Source organism: Streptomyces sp. NPDC038200 (assembly GCF_055600785.1).
This window is the reverse complement of record NZ_JBVJYH010000003.1, coordinates 81,114-96,398: the sequence shown is the minus strand read 5'-3', so window position 1 is coordinate 96,398 and position 15,285 is coordinate 81,114. Positions and strand designations below refer to the sequence as shown.

At 73.8% G+C, this 15,285-nt stretch carries 16 protein-coding genes and 1 riboswitch; of the genes, 12 read left to right on the top strand and 4 right to left on the bottom strand.

What is annotated here, in order from left to right; genetic code table 11:
- Nucleotides 1-16: 16 nt before the first annotated feature.
- The 3 genes from ACZ7KF_RS07795 to ACZ7KF_RS07785 are packed head-to-tail and all read right to left on the bottom strand — an operon-like array spanning nt 17 to nt 2,866.
- Nucleotides 17-1,414 carry an FAD-dependent oxidoreductase gene (locus ACZ7KF_RS07795; RefSeq protein ID WP_471070144.1) on the bottom strand — a complete coding sequence of 466 codons (1,398 nt, stop codon included), beginning with the start codon at nt 1,412-1,414 and terminating at the stop codon, nt 17-19.
- Nucleotides 1,407-1,709 carry a (2Fe-2S)-binding protein gene (locus ACZ7KF_RS07790; protein WP_471070142.1) on the bottom strand — a complete coding sequence of 101 codons (303 nt, stop codon included), beginning with the start codon at nt 1,707-1,709 and terminating at the stop codon, nt 1,407-1,409. The genes ACZ7KF_RS07795 and ACZ7KF_RS07790 overlap by 8 nt, the downstream gene beginning before the upstream one ends.
- Nucleotides 1,706-2,866 (bottom strand): NAD(P)/FAD-dependent oxidoreductase, encoded by a 1,161-nt coding sequence (locus tag ACZ7KF_RS07785; protein ID WP_471070140.1) that lies wholly within the window; start codon nt 2,864-2,866, stop codon nt 1,706-1,708. Before ACZ7KF_RS07785 ends, ACZ7KF_RS07790 begins: the two co-directional genes overlap by 4 nt.
- Before the next feature lie 129 nt (nt 2,867-2,995).
- Here ACZ7KF_RS07785 and ACZ7KF_RS07780 point away from each other — a divergent pair, with 129 nt between their 5' ends.
- The 11 genes from ACZ7KF_RS07780 to ACZ7KF_RS07730 all read left to right on the top strand — a co-directional run bounded on the left by ACZ7KF_RS07780 (nt 2,996) and on the right by ACZ7KF_RS07730 (nt 13,471).
- Complete coding sequence (locus tag ACZ7KF_RS07780; RefSeq protein WP_471070138.1) at nt 2,996-3,118, top strand: putative leader peptide; 123 nt, start codon at nt 2,996-2,998, stop codon at nt 3,116-3,118.
- A 91-nt stretch (nt 3,119-3,209) separates the two neighbouring features.
- Nucleotides 3,210-4,097 carry a glutathione S-transferase C-terminal domain-containing protein gene (locus ACZ7KF_RS07775; protein ID WP_471070136.1) on the top strand — a complete coding sequence of 296 codons (888 nt, stop codon included), beginning with the start codon at nt 3,210-3,212 and terminating at the stop codon, nt 4,095-4,097.
- Between the two features lie 77 nt (nt 4,098-4,174).
- Nucleotides 4,175-4,285, top strand: a riboswitch (SAM riboswitch).
- A 351-nt stretch (nt 4,286-4,636) separates the two neighbouring features.
- On the top strand, nt 4,637-5,620 hold the full coding sequence (locus ACZ7KF_RS07770; RefSeq protein ID WP_471070135.1) for an amino acid ABC transporter permease: 984 nt from the start codon (nt 4,637-4,639) through the stop codon (nt 5,618-5,620).
- A complete protein-coding gene (locus ACZ7KF_RS07765) occupies nt 5,617-6,408 on the top strand; it encodes an amino acid ABC transporter ATP-binding protein (protein WP_471070133.1) in 792 nt (263 codons plus the stop codon). Before ACZ7KF_RS07770 ends, ACZ7KF_RS07765 begins: the two co-directional genes overlap by 4 nt.
- A 62-nt stretch (nt 6,409-6,470) precedes the next feature.
- Nucleotides 6,471-7,490, top strand: a complete 1,020-nt coding sequence (locus ACZ7KF_RS07760; RefSeq protein WP_471070131.1) for an ABC transporter substrate-binding protein — start codon at nt 6,471-6,473, stop codon at nt 7,488-7,490.
- A 59-nt stretch (nt 7,491-7,549) separates the two neighbouring features.
- Entirely contained in the window at nt 7,550-8,359 is an 810-nt protein-coding gene (locus ACZ7KF_RS07755; RefSeq protein WP_471070129.1) for a GNAT family N-acetyltransferase, read from the top strand.
- On the top strand, nt 8,356-8,487 hold the full coding sequence (locus ACZ7KF_RS07750; protein WP_471070127.1) for a putative leader peptide: 132 nt from the start codon (nt 8,356-8,358) through the stop codon (nt 8,485-8,487). The genes ACZ7KF_RS07755 and ACZ7KF_RS07750 overlap by 4 nt, the downstream gene beginning before the upstream one ends.
- A 125-nt stretch (nt 8,488-8,612) precedes the next feature.
- Nucleotides 8,613-9,815, top strand: coding sequence for an LLM class flavin-dependent oxidoreductase (locus tag ACZ7KF_RS07745; RefSeq protein ID WP_471070125.1), 1,203 nt, complete (start codon nt 8,613-8,615; stop codon nt 9,813-9,815).
- A 25-nt stretch (nt 9,816-9,840) separates the two neighbouring features.
- The gene (locus tag ACZ7KF_RS07740; RefSeq protein WP_471070123.1) at nt 9,841-11,223 is read left to right on the top strand and encodes an NtaA/DmoA family FMN-dependent monooxygenase; all 1,383 of its coding nucleotides are present in this window, start codon (nt 9,841-9,843) and stop codon (nt 11,221-11,223) included.
- Entirely contained in the window at nt 11,220-12,329 is a 1,110-nt protein-coding gene (locus ACZ7KF_RS07735; RefSeq protein WP_471070121.1) for an LLM class flavin-dependent oxidoreductase, read from the top strand. Before ACZ7KF_RS07740 ends, ACZ7KF_RS07735 begins: the two co-directional genes overlap by 4 nt.
- A gap of 11 nt (nt 12,330-12,340) precedes the next feature.
- Nucleotides 12,341-13,471, top strand: coding sequence for an LLM class flavin-dependent oxidoreductase (locus tag ACZ7KF_RS07730; protein ID WP_471070119.1), 1,131 nt, complete (start codon nt 12,341-12,343; stop codon nt 13,469-13,471).
- Between the two features lie 16 nt (nt 13,472-13,487).
- Here the strand turns inward: ACZ7KF_RS07730 and ACZ7KF_RS07725 are convergent, their stop codons facing one another.
- Nucleotides 13,488-14,075, bottom strand: a complete 588-nt coding sequence (locus tag ACZ7KF_RS07725) for a P-loop nucleotide/nucleoside kinase family protein (RefSeq protein WP_471070117.1) — start codon at nt 14,073-14,075, stop codon at nt 13,488-13,490.
- Between the two features lie 289 nt (nt 14,076-14,364).
- Here ACZ7KF_RS07725 and ACZ7KF_RS07720 point away from each other — a divergent pair, with 289 nt between their 5' ends.
- Nucleotides 14,365-15,189: a TauD/TfdA dioxygenase family protein gene (locus ACZ7KF_RS07720; protein WP_471070115.1), complete on the top strand. Its 825-nt coding sequence runs from the start codon at nt 14,365-14,367 to the stop codon at nt 15,187-15,189.
- Nucleotides 15,190-15,285: the final 96 nt, after the last annotated feature.

Sequence of the window (15,285 nt, the reverse complement as noted above, 5' to 3'; positions counted from 1 at the left end):
GGCCGCGGTGATGCGCTCAGTCCGTTTCGGGCAGGGCGGCGAGCACGCCGAGCGGCACCGGCCGGGCGAACGGCCTGCGGCCCGCGGTGAGCGGGCATCCGGTCAGACCCGCCACTCCGGGCGCGCACATCCGGCCCTGGCACCAGCCCATTCCGGCCCGGGTGAGCAGCTTCACGGTGCGCAGGTCCGTGGCGCCGAGCGGGTCGACGGCCCCGCGCACCTCCCCGGCGGTGACCTCCTCGCAACGGCACACCACCGTCTCGTCCGAGACCCGGTCCGCCCAGCCCGGCGGCGGGACGTACACGGTGTCCAGGGCCGCGGCGAACGTCCGCAGCCGGGTCCTGGTCCGGGCGGCGGCGGCCCAGCCGCGGGGGTCGGGGGCGATGCCGTGCAGCCGGGCGGCGGCCGAGCGCCCGGCGATGTGCCCCTCGGCGAGCGCGAGCCCCGCTCCGCCGACGCCGGTGGCCTCCCCGGCGGCCCACACGCCGGGCACGTCGGTGCGCTGCTCGGCGTCGACGCGTACGGCGACGCCGGACAGGGTGCAGCCCAGGGTCTCGGCGAGATCGGTGTGCGGCAGCATGCCGTGGCCCACGGCGAGGGTGTCGCAGCGGACACGGCGGGCGCTGCCGGGCCGGACGCGCCCGGCCCGGTCCAGCGCGGCCACCGTGACCGCCGTCAGCCGGTCGGTGCCGTGCGCCGCCACGACGGTGTGCCGGGTCAGGGTCCGTACGCCGTGCCGCAGCAGCCGTGCCGCGTACCCGGCGCCCTCGGCGAGTTTGCCGGGCTGACCGGCCAGGGCGGGGGCCCGGCGCAGCAGCGCGGCGGGACCGGCGGACTCGACCAGCGCGGCGACCCGGGCACCGGCCGCGGCGAGCCCGTCGGCCACGGGCAGCAGCAGCGGCCCGGTCCCGGCCACCACGGCCGTCCGGCCGGGCAGCACCAGGCCGCCCTTGAGCATGGCCTGCGCGCCGCCCGCCGTGACGACCCCGGGCAGTGTCCAGCCGGGGAAGGGCAGCACCCGCTCGTACCCGCCGGTGGCGAGCAGCACGGCGTCGGCGCGGACGGTGACACCCTCCTCCTGAGCGGGACCGCGCAGCGCGTGCACACCGAAGGCCCCGGAGCCGGTGTCCCGTGCCACGCACCACACATGGTGATCCGTCAGCTGCTCGATCCGGCCGGCGGTCCGCTGCCGGTCGAGGCCGTCGCGCAGCCGCTCCCAGGTGCGCCACTGGTGGTGCAGGGCCTGCGGCCGGCGCGCGCCGAGAGCGGCGGCGGGCTGCCGGTAGAACTGTCCGCCCGCCTGGCCGGCCGCGTCCACGAGGGTCACCCGGACACCCCGTGCGGCCGCCGCCAGGGCCGCGGCGAGGCCGGCCGGGCCCGCGCCGACGACGGCGAGGTGCGGTCGCTCAGTCATCGTCCCGGCCCGTCCCTTCCTGCGTACGAATCGCGTCCCCCGGCCGCACCGGCACCAGGCAGGCCCGTTGCCCGGGGCGGTCGTTGACGGTCACCAGGCAGTCGAAGCACACCCCGATCCCGCAGAACACCCCGCGGGGGCGGCCGGTGCCTCGCGTGCTGCGCCAGGCCGGGACACCCGCCGCCCACAGCGCCGCCGCGACCGTCTGGCCCGGCAGCGCCGTCAGCGGTCGGCCGTCGAAGGTGAGGCTGAACGCCTCGCCCGGCCGGGCCCGGGCCAGCTCCAGCGGATTCACGGCGTGCCGCCTTTCTCGGTGTCGAACCGCTCCGGCCGGAACGGCGTGAGATCCAGTTCGGGCGCCTTTCCGGCGAGTGCCCGCGCGATCAGCCGCCCGGTGCCGGGGGCGAGTCCGATGCCGGCACCCTCGTGCCCGCAGGCGTGGAACAGGCCGGGCACCCGCGGGTCCGGGCCGATCGCCGGCAGGTGATCGGGCAGATACGGCCGGAAGCCCGCGTACGTCCGCAGCGCGCGGACCCGTTCCAGGAACGGGAACAGCCCGATCGCCCCGGCGGCGAGCGCCCGTACCGCGGGCAGCGACAGCGAACGGTCGAAGCCCACCCTCTCCCGGGTGGCGCCGATCAGCACCGGTCCCGCGGCCGTGCCCTCCACGACCGGCGAGGTGCGCAGGGCGGCCGAGTCGCTGGCGACGTCGGCCACGTAGTCCGCGGCGTACACCTTGTGCCGGATCCTCCGCGGCAGCGGCTCGGTGACCAGGACGAAGCCGCGCCGGGGGAGTACCGGCAGCCGGGCACCGGCCAGCGCCGCGAGGGCGCCGCCCCAGGTGCCGGCCGCGTTCACCACCGCCGGCGCGTGCAGGTCGCCCCGGTCGGTGCGGACCCCGCGCACCGCGCCCTTCGCCGTCCGCAGCACCCCCGTCACGGTCCGGCCGGTGTGCAGGGCGGCGCCGGAGGCGCGGAGCAGGTGGGCGGCGGCCAGCGCGGGCATGACCTGGGCGTCCTGGGGATAGCGCACCCCGCCCGCCATGCCGGGAGCCAGCTGGGGTTCGAGGTCGTGGAGCCGGTCCTCCTCGACCGGTTGGACCGTGACGCCGGCGGTCCGCTGGGCGGCGGCGAAGTCCCGCAGCGCGGCCAGGGCGCCGGGCGTCGGGGCGACCACGAGGCCGCCCTTGGGCTCGTACTCGATCGCGGGGCCCAGCTCCTTCGCCAGGCCGGCCCACAAGCGGGCCGACAGCAGGGCGAGTTCGAGTTCCGGGCCCGGCTCCTTGTCGGAGACGAGGAGGTTGCCCTCGCCCGCGCCGGTGGTGCCGCCGGCCACCGGGCCCCGGTCCACCACCCGGACGTCGAGGCCGGCGCGTGCCGCGTACAGCGCACAGGCCGCGCCCACCATTCCGGCTCCGACGACCACGACATCGCAGGTCAGTCGCTTCGTCACGGCAGTACTATGTCACATGTTCCCGTCGCTGAGGAGACCCCCGATTCCCAGGCGTGGACGCCCCCTTGACGTCGTACGGAGCCCGATCGACACTCCAGGGAGGGAATCCTAGTGAACAGGTAGGGAACCATGACGCGCCTCGAGACGGGCACCGGCCGCACGGGCCGGACGCCGTTGCGCGCCCCCCTGCTCACCTCCCGCCGCCACATCGACCTGCAGCGCGTCTGCAGCGCGATCAGCCGCCACCGCTGAAGCGGGCCCCTCCGGCTCGGCCCGCCCGTCCGCCCGCCGGCCCCGCCCGCTCCGGTCCGCCCGTCCGTACACCCACGCCCCGGGGAGACGCATGTCCATCACTCCGCTCGCCGCCGTCCCGTCCGTCCGCCGCGCCACCCCCGTCTTCCGCGGCCGCATCGGCCGGGACGCGCGCAGCGGCCACTACGCCGTGCCGCACCGCTACCGGCTCCATCTGTCCACCGCCTGTCCCGACGGGCTGCGGCTCGCCATCGGGCACAGCCTGCTCGGCCTGGACACCAGCTGTCCGGTCACACTGCTGCCCGCCGTCCCCGACGGCCCCGGCGGCGGCCACGCCGCGCTGCGCCCGCTGTACGAGGCGAGCGCCCACCACTACACCGGCCCCGCCCTCGCGCCCGTCCTCAGCGACGACTGGTCCGGACGCATCGTCAGCACCCACGCCCCCGACATCCTGCGCGACCTCGACCGGTTCCGGGGCGACGGCCGTGCCCGCCTGTACCCCGCCGGGCTGGAGTCCGTGATCGAGGCCGTCGAGCGGATGTGCGCCGAGGGCATCGAGGAGGCCGCACAGCGCGCCGGGCGGGCCGGAGCCGACGCCGCCGAGCGGGCCGCCGCCCTCGACGTCCTGCTGGACACCCTGGGCCGGCTGGAGCGGCGGCTGAGCGGAGACGAGTATCTGGCCGACGACCGGCTCACCGCCGCCGACATCGAGCTGTGGACGGCCCTGGTGCAGCTCGACACCGTCCACCGCTGCCATCTCGACGCCTCCGCCGTGCACCGCATCGCCGGCCATCGCGCCCTGTGGGCCTACGCCCGCCGGCTGGCCGCCCACCCGGCCTTCGGCCGCCGGCTCGATCTCGACGGCATCGCCCGCCGTCACCACGGCCGTTGCCAGGGCCTGGAAGCCGCCGGAGCCGCCGTCCAGATCCTGGACTGGGCGGCCCATGCGACGGACGCCCCGGACGTTCCTCGCAGGTGAGAGCGGGTCATCGACGTCCATCGAGTGGACGGCCGTTGACATTCGAACGGGCAACTGCCTTACTTACGGCTCAGAACGGTCATGAGCGTCAGCGCCAAGCCCTGGCTGGCTGACCGGCAACCCTCGCGTCGCGGTGGGGTGCCCCAGGTGACGACCGGACCGGACGACGTTTTCGGTAAGCGCGAGGCCCCCCGGGGCCGGAACAGTGACAGGTGACGCCATGTACGCAGCTCCCAGGACGGCCGTGAGCCGCCCCCAGGGCTGCGTACCGTCGTACGCCGCTCTCCTCGTCGCCGACCGCGCCGTCGATCTGCTCCGCGTGAACAGCGCACTGTGTACCGCATCGGGCTCTGCCCGCTGTCAGGGCTGACGTCTCCTCCCAGCCCCCGCGTTCCCGCCGCACACCCTCCGCCCGGTGTGCCGTTGTCCGCCCAGCCCCCGGTTCCGCGCGTGCCCGTGCGCCGCCTCGTGCCCCCGTGCCGACGCGGCCCGCCCGCCCGTCCGCGTCCCCGGGGTGTCCGATTCCGCCGGAGCCCCTCATGAGTGAACCCCCAGGCGCCGCCGTCTCCCTCGCCGAGGCGCCGACATCCACCGACACCCCGTCAAGACAGCTGACCGCCCAGCGGGTTCAGCCGCTGCGCCGGCCCGGCCGGTGGATCGTCACCGCCGTCGTCCTCGTCCTCGTCGCGCAGATCCTGCACGGACTGGTCACCAACCCCTTCTACCAGTGGGACCGCTTCCGCTACTGGTTCCTGCGCCCGACCGTCCTCGACGGCCTCGTCGTCACCCTCGAAGTCGCCGCGTTCAGCGCCGTGCTGGGCCTCCTCGGCGGCATCCTGCTGGCACTCGGCCGGCTCTCCGGAAGCCCGGTGCTGCGCGCGGTCAGCTGGACGTACACCTGGCTGTTCCGCTCCATACCGCTGATCGTCGTGCTGATCTTCCTCTACAACTTCAGCGCCCTGTACAAGACGCTGAGCCTCGGTGTGCCCTTCGGACCGGCCTTCGTCAGCTTCGACGAGTCGAAGCTGGCCACCGACATGACCATCGCCGTCATCGGGCTCAGCCTCAACGAGGCGGCCTACGCGGCCGAAGTGGTCCGCGGCGGCGTCCTCTCCGTCGACCAGGGACAGCACGAGGCGGCCGCCGCGCTCGGCCTGCCCCGGGGCTACCAGTTCCGCAGAATCGTCTTCCCGCAGGCCCTCAGGTCCATCACCCCGAACTACGTCAACCAGCTGATCGGCCTGATCAAGAGCACGTCCCTGGTCTTCTACGTCTCCCTGCTCGACCTGTTCGGGTCGGTGCAGTCGATGGGCAACACCTACCCCGGCGACGTCGTGCCGCTGCTGATGGTCGCCACCGTCTGGTACCTGATCCTCACCAGCGCCGTGTCCGTCGTCCAGTTCTACGTCGAGCGGTACTACGCCCGGGGCGCCACGCGCTCCCTGCCGCCGACCCCGCTGCAACAAGCCCGGGCCGGACTGGCCGAGCTGCGGGCCCGGCTGCGCAGGGAGGCCGCCGTATGACCACCGCCCGGATCCTGGAGAAGACCGCTCCCGCCGCACTCGAGGTGCACGACGTCCACAAGTGGTACGGCACCCACCGCGTGCTCGACGGCATCGACCTGACCGTCCGCCCCGGCGAGGTCACGGTGATCCTCGGCCCGTCCGGCTCCGGCAAGTCGACCCTGCTCCGGGTCGTCAACCACCTGGAGAAGCCCGAGATCGGCCACGTCAGCGTGGGCGGCGAGCTGATCGGGGTGAAGCGGCACGGAGGACGCCTGAGGGAGCTCAGCGAGCGCGCCATCCTCGCCCAGCGCAGCCGCATCGGCTTCGTCTTCCAGAACTTCAACCTCTTCCCGCACCTGACCGTCCTCGACAACGTCGCCGCCGCCCCCGTCGCCACCGGCAGGCTGAACCGGCCGGCGGCCCAGGGACTCGCCCGCGAACTGCTCGAACGCGTCGGACTCGGCGACCGCACCGGCGCCTACCCGCGGCAGCTGTCCGGCGGTCAGCAGCAGCGCGTGGCCATCGCCCGCGCGCTCGCCCTGCGGCCCGGCATCATCCTCTTCGACGAGCCGACCTCGGCGCTCGACCCCGAACTCGTCGGCGAGGTGCTGGCCGTCATCAAGGACCTCGCGACCAGCGGCACCACGCTCGTCATCGTCACCCACGAGATCGGCTTCGCCCGAGAGGTCGCCGACCGGGTCGTCTTCATCGACGCCGGCCGGATCGTCGAACAGGGCCCGCCCGGCCAGGTGCTGGACAACCCCCGGCACGAACGGACCCGGGACTTCCTCAGCAAGGTCCTCTGACCCTCCCGGCCCGCTTCCGCCCGCCCCGCCCGCAGTAGAACTCCCGAAGGACAAGGACAGCCATGCCCAGCCAGTTCTCCCGACGCAGCCTGATACGCGGACTCACCGCGGCGACCGCGACCCTCTCCCTCGCCGGCGGGCTCGCCGCCTGCGGCGGAGACACCGACGCAGCCACCACCACCGAGTCGGCCGGCACGGTGACCGTGGGACAGCTGTCCAACGGAGCCGCCCAGGAGACGAAGCTGAAGGTCTCCGAAGTGAAGTCCATCAGCGCGGAACTGCCCGCCTCCGTCCGCAAGAGCGGCAAGCTCGTCATCGGCATCGGCGCCCTCCCCTCGGGATCCGCGCCGCTGAACTTCGTGGGCAGCGACCAGAAGACCCTCACCGGCTCCGAGCCCGACCTCGGCCGACTCGTGGCCGCGGTGCTCGGCCTCAAGCCCGAGATCAGGAACTCCACCTGGGAGAACCTCTTCGTCGGTGTCGACAGCGGCAAGGTGGACGTGGCCTTCTCCAACGTCACCGACACCGAGGAGCGCAAGAAGAAGTACGAGTTCGCCTCCTACCGCAAGGACAACCTGGCCTTCGAGGTGCCGAAGAAGAGCACCTGGAACTTCGACGGCAACTACCGGAACCTCGCCGGCAAGACGGTCACCGTGGGCTCCGGCACCAACCAGGAGAAGATCCTCCTGGAGTGGAAGGCCAAGCTGGCCAAGGAGGGCAAGAAGCTCACCGTCAAGTACTTCCCGGACCAGAACGCCATCAACCTGGCGCTGAGCAGCGGCAAGGTCGACGCCTACCTCGGTCCCAACCCCGCCGTCGCCTACCGCGCCCGGCAGACCGCGAACACGCCCAACCCGACCCGCAACGCGGGCACCTTCTCCGGCGCCGGCGAGACGCTCCAGGGCCTGATCGCCGCCACTTCCAAGAAGGACAGCGGCCTCGCCAAGCCGGTCGCCGACGCCATCAACCACCTGATCGAGAACGGGCAGTACGCCAAGTGGCTGGCCGCCTACAACCTCTCCAACGAGGCCGTGGCGAAGTCGGAGATCAACCCGCCCGGACTGCCGCTCGACAACTCCTGACCGGCCGTCACCGCAACCCCTGCCCCACGCACGTCGCACCAGGAAAGGACTCCGCCTCCGTGGCACACCCGACCGACGTCCGCGGCGGCGGAGCCCCGTCCCTGCCCCACGCCCCCGTGCTCGACAACGCCGTCTGGGCCGCCCTCACCGGGCCGCACGCCCACCTCGCGGAGCGGCACGGCCGCGCGGCCCGCTACCGGGCGGACCACTACGCCTTCGCCGCCCTGGCGGACCCCGCGGACCCGGCCGCCTGGGCCGACCTGCACACGCTCCTCGGACCCGGAGCCCGCGTGCGGGTCAAGCCCGTCGACGAGGCGCCGGACGGCTGGACCGTCCTCGGCGGCGGCGAGGGCGTCCAGCTCGTCGACACCGCGCTGCGGGCCGAACCGGCCCCGGAGGCGGTGCGCCTGGGGCCCGACGACGTCCCCGAGATCCTCGACCTGGTGGCCCGCACCCGGCCCGGCCCGTTCCTGAACCGCACCATCGAGATGGGCACCTACCTCGGCATCCGGTACGAGGGCCGGCTCGTCGCCATGGCCGGGGAACGGCTGCGGCTGCCCGGCTGGACCGAGATCAGCGCCGTGTGCACGGACCCCGCACACCGCGGCAGGGGCCTGGCGACCCGGCTGGTGCGCGCCGTCGCGGCGGGCGTCCGGGACCGCGGGGACACGCCGTTCCTGCACGCCGCCGCCGACAACGCGCCCGCGATCCGGCTGTACGAGTCGATCGGCTTCACCCTGCGCCGCCGCAACCGCATCGCCGAACTCCGCAGCCCGGGAACACCGGGCGCCGGACGGACGTTGAGTGTCGTGACGAGATCCGCCAGGCGGACGCCGACCCGGCCCGCCGTGCCCGACGGAGGGAGGTGACGGCCGTGACCCGAGTGCCCCCGCGGACCCGCCCCCGAAGCGTCCCGCACCCGTACCGCTCCGTCCGTCTGCACTCCCGGCCGCACATAGATCTCCAGCGCGTGTCCGCCGCGCTCTGTCGCCGCTGACCTCTCCCCGGCCCCCGGTCCGGGTCTCCTCCCGCCGCGCTCGCCCCCGGCCGGTGCCGCCTGCCCCGGCCGGCGCCCGCCCGCGAGCCGGTGTTCCTCGTACGGACATCAAGGAAGGCACCGCCGTGTCCTCGACTTCCCCCGCGCACCTGCATCTCGCCGTGGCCCTGGACGGCACCGGCTGGCACCCCGCGTCCTGGCGCGAGCCGGTCGCCCGCCCCCGGGACCTGCTCACCGCCGGATACTGGACCGATCTGATCAGCGAGGCCGAGCGCGGCCTGCTCGACTTCGTCACCATCGAGGACGGCCTCGGCCCGCAGTCCTCCCGGATCCTGGCCCCCGACGAACGCACCGACCAGGTCCGCGGCCGGCTCGACGCGGTCCTCATCGCCTCCCGTGTCGCCCCCCGCACCCGGCACATAGGTCTGGTCCCGACCGTGGTGACCACACACACCGAGCCGTTCCACATCTCCAAGGCGATCGCCACCCTGGACTACGTCAGCGCCGGCCGCGCGGGCGTGCGCGTGCGGGTCACCGCCCGCCCCGACGAGGCCGCGCACTTCGGCCGGCGCACCATCCGCCGGATCGACTCCTTCGACGGCCCGGCCGCGCAGGAGGTGATCACCGAGCTGTTCGACGAGGCCGCCGACTACGTGGAGGTGGTGCGCCGGCTCTGGGACAGCTGGGAGGACGACGCCGAGATCCGGGACGCGGCGACGGGCCGCTTCATCGACCGGGACAAGCTCCACTACATCGACTTCGAGGGCCGCTTCTTCAGCGTCAAGGGCCCCTCCATCACCCCCCGCCCGCCGCAGGGCCAGCCGCTGGTCACCGCCCTCGCCCACCGGCCCGTCCCGTACCGGCTGGTGGCCCGCCAGACCGACCTCGGCTACGTCACCCCGCACGACCGGGCGGAGGCCCGCGCGATCGTCGCCGAGATCCGCGCCGGGCAGGCGGAGGCCGGCCGCGCCGACGAGACCCTGCACGTCTTCGGCGACCTCGTCGTCCTCCTCGACGACAGCCGGGCCGAGGCGGAGGCCCGCCGTGACCGCCTCGACACGCTCGCCGGCGAGCCGTACACCAGCGACGCCCGGATCTTCACCGGTACGGCCGCCGAGCTGGCCGACCTGCTGGAGGACCTGGCGGCCGGCGGGCTGACCGGCTTCCGGCTGCGGCCCGCGGTCGCCGGCCACGACCTGCCCCGGATCACCCGGGACCTGGTGCCCGAGCTGCAGCGCCGCCACCGCTTCCGGGACGCCTACGAGTCCGGCACCCTGCGCGGCCTCCTCGGCCTCGCCCGCCCCGCCAACCGCTACGCAGCAGCCTGAAAGCCGGAGAGGACGACCGCACGCCATGAGCAAGCCGTTGAAGCAGATCCACCTGGCCGCCCACTTCCCCGGCGTCAACAACACCACCGTGTGGAGCGACCCGGCCGCCGGCAGCCACATCGAGTTCAGTTCCTTCGTGCACTTCGCGCAGACCGCCGAGCGCGCCAAGTTCGACTTCCTGTTCCTCGCGGAGGGACTGCGGCTGCGCGAGCAGGGCGGCCAGATCTACGATTTGGACGTGGTCGGCCGGCCCGACACCTTCACCGTGCTGGCCGCGCTGGCCGCCGTCACCGAGCGGCTCGGCCTGACCGGCACCATCAACTCCACGTTCAACGAGCCGTACGAGGTGGCCCGCCAGTTCGCGAGCCTGGACCACCTCTCCGACGGCCGCTCCGCCTGGAACGTCGTCACCTCCTGGGACGCGTTCACGGGTGAGAACTTCCGCCGCGGCGGCTTCCTGCCGCAGGACGAGCGCTACTCCCGCGCCAAGGAGTTCCTCGCCACCGCGCACGAGCTGTTCGACTCCTGGCGCGGCGACGAGATCCTCGCCGACCAGGCCACCGGCACGTTCCTCCGGGACGCCAAGGCCGGCGCCTTCGTCCACCAGGGGCAGCACTTCGACATCCACGGCCGCTTCAACGTCCCGCGCTCCCCGCAGGGCCGTCCGGTCATCTTCCAGGCCGGCGACTCCGACGGGGGACGCGAGTTCGCCGCCTCCGGCGCCGACGCGATCTTCAGCCGCTACTCCACGCTGAAGGAGGGCCAGGCCTTCTACACGGACGTCAAGTCCCGCCTCGCCACGTACGGCCGCCGCCCCGACCAGCTGCTCATCCTGCCCGCCGCGACCTTCGTGCTCGGCGACACCGACCAGGACGCCGCCGAACTCGCCCGCGAGGTCCGCCGCCAGCAGGTCAGCGGCGCCACCGCCATCAAGCACCTCGAGTTCGTCTGGAACCGGGACCTGTCGGGATACGACCCCGAGGGCCCGCTGCCCGACGTCGACCCGGTGGTCGCCGAGGAGCACATCTCCCGGGGCCGCGCCCAGGTGCGGATGTACCGCGACCCGGTCGCCATCGCCCGCGAGTGGCGGCAGCTCGCCGAGGCCAACAAGTGGTCCATCCGCGACCTGGTCATCAACACCGGCAACCGGCAGTCCTTCGTCGGCTCCCCGGCCACCGTCGCGCAGACCATCAACGACTTCGTGCAGGCCGACGCCTCCGACGGCTTCATCCTCGTCCCGCACATCACCCCCGGCGGACTCGACGCGTTCGCCGACCAGGTGGTCCCGCTGCTTCAGGAACAAGGCGTGTTCCGCACCGAGTACGAGGGCACGACCCTCCGCGACCACCTGGGCCTCGCCCACCCCGACGCGGACACCGGCGCCGCGCCCGAGCGGGCCGCGTCGTGAAGTTCCTCGCCATCACGCTGATCGTGCACCGGCCGGACCCGGCCACCGGCATCCGCACGCCCACGCACGATCGGTTCCGCGAGGTCCTGGACAACGCGGTGCTGGCGGAGGAACTGGGCTTCGACGGATTCGGCGTGGGGGAGCGGCACGAACGGCCGTTCCTCTCCTCCTCGCCGACCGTGGTGCTCAGCCATGTCGCCGCGCTCACCCGCCGGATCCGGCTCTTCACCGCCGTCACCACGCTGAGCCTGCTCGACCCGGTCCGGGCCTACGAGGACTACGCGACCCTGGACCACCTCTCCGACGGGCGCCTCGACCTGATCATCGGCAAGGGCAACGGCGCCGCGCAGCGCGAACTGTTCCAGGTCACCCCCGAGGACCAGTGGGAGCGCAACGCGGAGAGCTACGAGGTGTTCCGGCAGATCTGGCGGCAAGACAGGGTGACCGCCGACACCCGCTTCCGGCCGCCGCTGACGGACGCCGAGGTGTGGCCGCGGCCCTACCAGCAGCCGGTCCGGGTCTGGCACGGCAGCGCCACCAGCAAGGAGTCGGTCGACCTCGCCGCCCGCTACGGCGACCCGCTGTTCTCGGCGAACGTCACCCACCCGATGGAGCCGTACGCCGAGCTGATCCGCCACTACCGGGAGCGCTGGGAACACTACGGGCACGACCCGGCGGCGATCGCGGTGGGCGCCGGCTCGGCGGGCCTGCACGTCGCCCCGACCTCGCAGGAGGCGGTGGACGCCTACCGGCCGGTCTTCGAGAGCAATCTGGCCTTCCAGCGCAAGGCCGGACTGCCGGTGGTCTTCGAGACCGTGGAGGACTTCGTGGCGCGCAGCTCGGCCCTGATCGGCAGCCCCGAGCAGGTCATCGACAAGGTCCACCGCTACCACGAGCAGTTCGGGCACACCGTGCTGCACGTGAGCGCGGACGCCGGCGGGCTGCCCGTCGGCCGGCACCGCGATTCGCTGGAGCTGTTCCAGTCCGCGGTCGCACCGGTGCTGCGCCGGGACATCCCCGACCCGCCGTTCCCCTGGGCGCCGGTCCGGCCCCGGCCGGCACCCGTGCCCGGCCCCGAAGCCGATCCCGTGCCCGCCGACCGCTGAGGAGTCACCCCATGTCCTCCGGCATACCGCTGGGCGTCCTCGACCTGGTGCCCATCGCGTCCGGTTCGAGCGCGCCCGAGGCGCTGCGCAACTCCATCGACCTCGCCCGGCACGCCGAGCAGTTCGGCTACGCCCGCTACTGGTTCGCCGAGCACCACCTCAACCCCGGCGTGGCCGGCACGTCCCCCGCGGTCGTCCTGGCCCTGACCGCCGCCGCGACCTCCACCATCCGGCTGGGCTCGGGGGCGGTCCAGCTCGGCCACCGCACCGCGCTGTCCACGGTCGAGGAGTTCGGCCTGATCGACGCCCTGCACCCCGGCCGGCTCGACCTGGGCCTCGGCCGCTCCGCGGGCGGTGGGCCACCGGGAGCGCGGCCTCCGCTCGCCCAGGCCACCCCGGTGGTGGCCGGCCGTGCGCCGGGCGGGCTGCTCATCCCGCCCCGCTTCTCCTTCGAGAACCTCCTCGACTCGCCCTTCGTCGCCCTCCAGCGCAGACTGCTCCAGCTGCCGAACGCCGAGCCGCAGGAGTACGGCGAGCAGATCGACGACATCCTCGCCCTGCTCGCCGGCACCTACCGCTCCCCGGACGGCATCGAGGCACATGCCGTACCGGGCGAGGGCGCCGAGGTGCAGGTGTGGATCCTGGGCAGCAGCGGCGGGGTGAGCGCCGCGGTCGCCGGCGAGCGGGGCCTGCGGTTCGCCGCCAACTACCACATCAGCCCCGGCACGGTCCTGGAGGCCGTGGACGGCTACCGGGCCCGCTTCCGGCCCTCCGACGTCCTGGACAAGCCGTACGTCAGCGTCTCCGCCGACGTCGTGGTCGCCGAGGACGACGACACCGCCCGGGAACTCGCCGCCGGGTACGGCCTGTGGGTGCGCAGCATCCGCACGGCGGAGGGCGCCATCGCCTACCCGACGCCGGCCCAGGCCCGCGCGCACGCGTGGACGGAGGAGGACCAGGCACTGGTCCAGGACCGGCTCGACACCCGTTTCGTCGGCTCACCGGGCCGCGTCGCCGACCGGCTCGCCCAGCTCCAGGAGGCGACGGGCGCCGACGAACTCCTCGTCACGACCATCACCCACGACCACTCGGCCCGGGTCCGCTCCTACGAGCTGCTGGCGAAGGAGTGGCAGCGCGGATAGGGCGGGCGGCCCCGGCTCACGCCTCCCGGTCCGACCGGTGCGCCGGGGCCCGAACGGAGTGCGGGCTCCCGACGGGGGGCAGCGGCGGAAGCCTGTCGTCCGCCGCCGCCGACACGGCCCCGAGCAGCGGGGGCAGGCACTCCTCGGGACTGCGCCCGGCGGTGTCGATCACGAGGTGCGCGCGGTTCCACGGCTCGTACTCCCGGCCGGTCACCTCCCGCCAGCCGGGCAGCGGCAGCCCCGCGACATCCGTCGTCCGGGAGGCCACCCGGCGCCGGTGCTCGGCGCGGTCCGAGCAGACGACCTCCACCTCCACCACGGGCACACCCGCCCGGACGGCCGCGTCCCGCCAGGCGTCCCGCGTCACGGCCAGCGGGTTCACCGACTCGGCGATCACCCGCAGGCCCTGCCGCACGTGCTCCTCGGCCAGCGCGTAGCCCACGACATAGCCCGCCGGGCCCACCGGATGTGCGGCCAGGCCCGAGCGGACCAGCGCCTGTTCGATCGTGTCGACCCGCAGATGCACGGCGCCGGTACGGGCCGCGAGCAGACGCGCCAAGGTCGTCTTGCCCGTGGCCGGGAGGCCCCCGAGGACGATGAGCATGGCGTCATCGTGCCCCCGGCCGGGCCGCGGGCGGGCGGCGCGGGCGAAAGTTCACGCGAGTGCAATGGTGGGCCCTGGCCCGGAGCGGGGGCCTCTGCCTACCGTGGTGGAGTGACCACCCCGGCGTTGTCCCGCAGACTGCACCTGGACCTGGCGCGCACCGGCGCGTCGGCCTGTCGACACGCCTGACTTCTCCCACCGCCCCGGCCCCGCACGGAGTCCCGAGCAGCAGCTCCTCCGTGTGCCGCCCCGGGGTTCCCCGTCCGCACGGCGATCCAAGGAGATGGGCATGACCACTGTCACGCATCCCGACACGAACCTCGTCATCCACCGGGCCGGCCCGCGCTTCGGAGCGGAGGTGACCGGTGTCGACCTGACCCGCCCCGTGGACGAGACCACGGCCGACGCGCTGCGCCGGGCCTTCCGCGACCACAAGGTGCTGGTCTTCCGCGACCAGCAGCTGACGCCCGCACAGCATGTCGCGGCGGTACGCCTGTTCGCGGAGGCCTTCGACCACCCCACCGCCGTACGCCACCCGGACAGCCCGCTGGTCTACCCGTACAACGTGCGGCAGACCGGCAAGGCCAGCACCTGGCACATCGGCGGCCTGTGGCGCACCCCGGTCTTCGCCATCGAGTCGCTGACCTACCAGGAGGTGCCGGACCTGGGCGGGCACACCCTGTGGGCGGATCTGCAGGCCGCCTACGACGATCTGTCCGAGCCCTTCAAGACGCTGCTGGCCGACGTGCGGGCGGTGTACGACGGCAACCCGCAGAACTACGCGCAGGGAAGCAGGAAGACGGCGGTGGGGGAGACGACGGTCGAGCACCCCGTCGTACGGGAGCACCCTCTCACCGGCCGTAAGGGGCTCTTCATCAGCTCCTCCGCCCTCCGGCTCACCGGTGTCACCCCGCAGGAGGGCCGGGCCCTGCTCGACCATCTCCTGCGGCACGCGTCCTCGCCGGACTACACGATCCGCTTCGGCTGGCGGCCCGGCGACTTCGTCCTCTGGGACAACCAGGCCACCTGGCACTACGCCGTGGACGACTACGGCGACGGTGCCCGGGTGTACCGCAAGGTCATCGGCGTGGAACCGCTGCGCACCGCTCCCTGAGCCGGCCCGGCAGCCCCCGGCCGCGCGCGCCGGTGCACCACTCGGCGTGTCCGACGCAGCACTCGTACGCGAGCCGGGGGTTCTCCGGCGAACGCG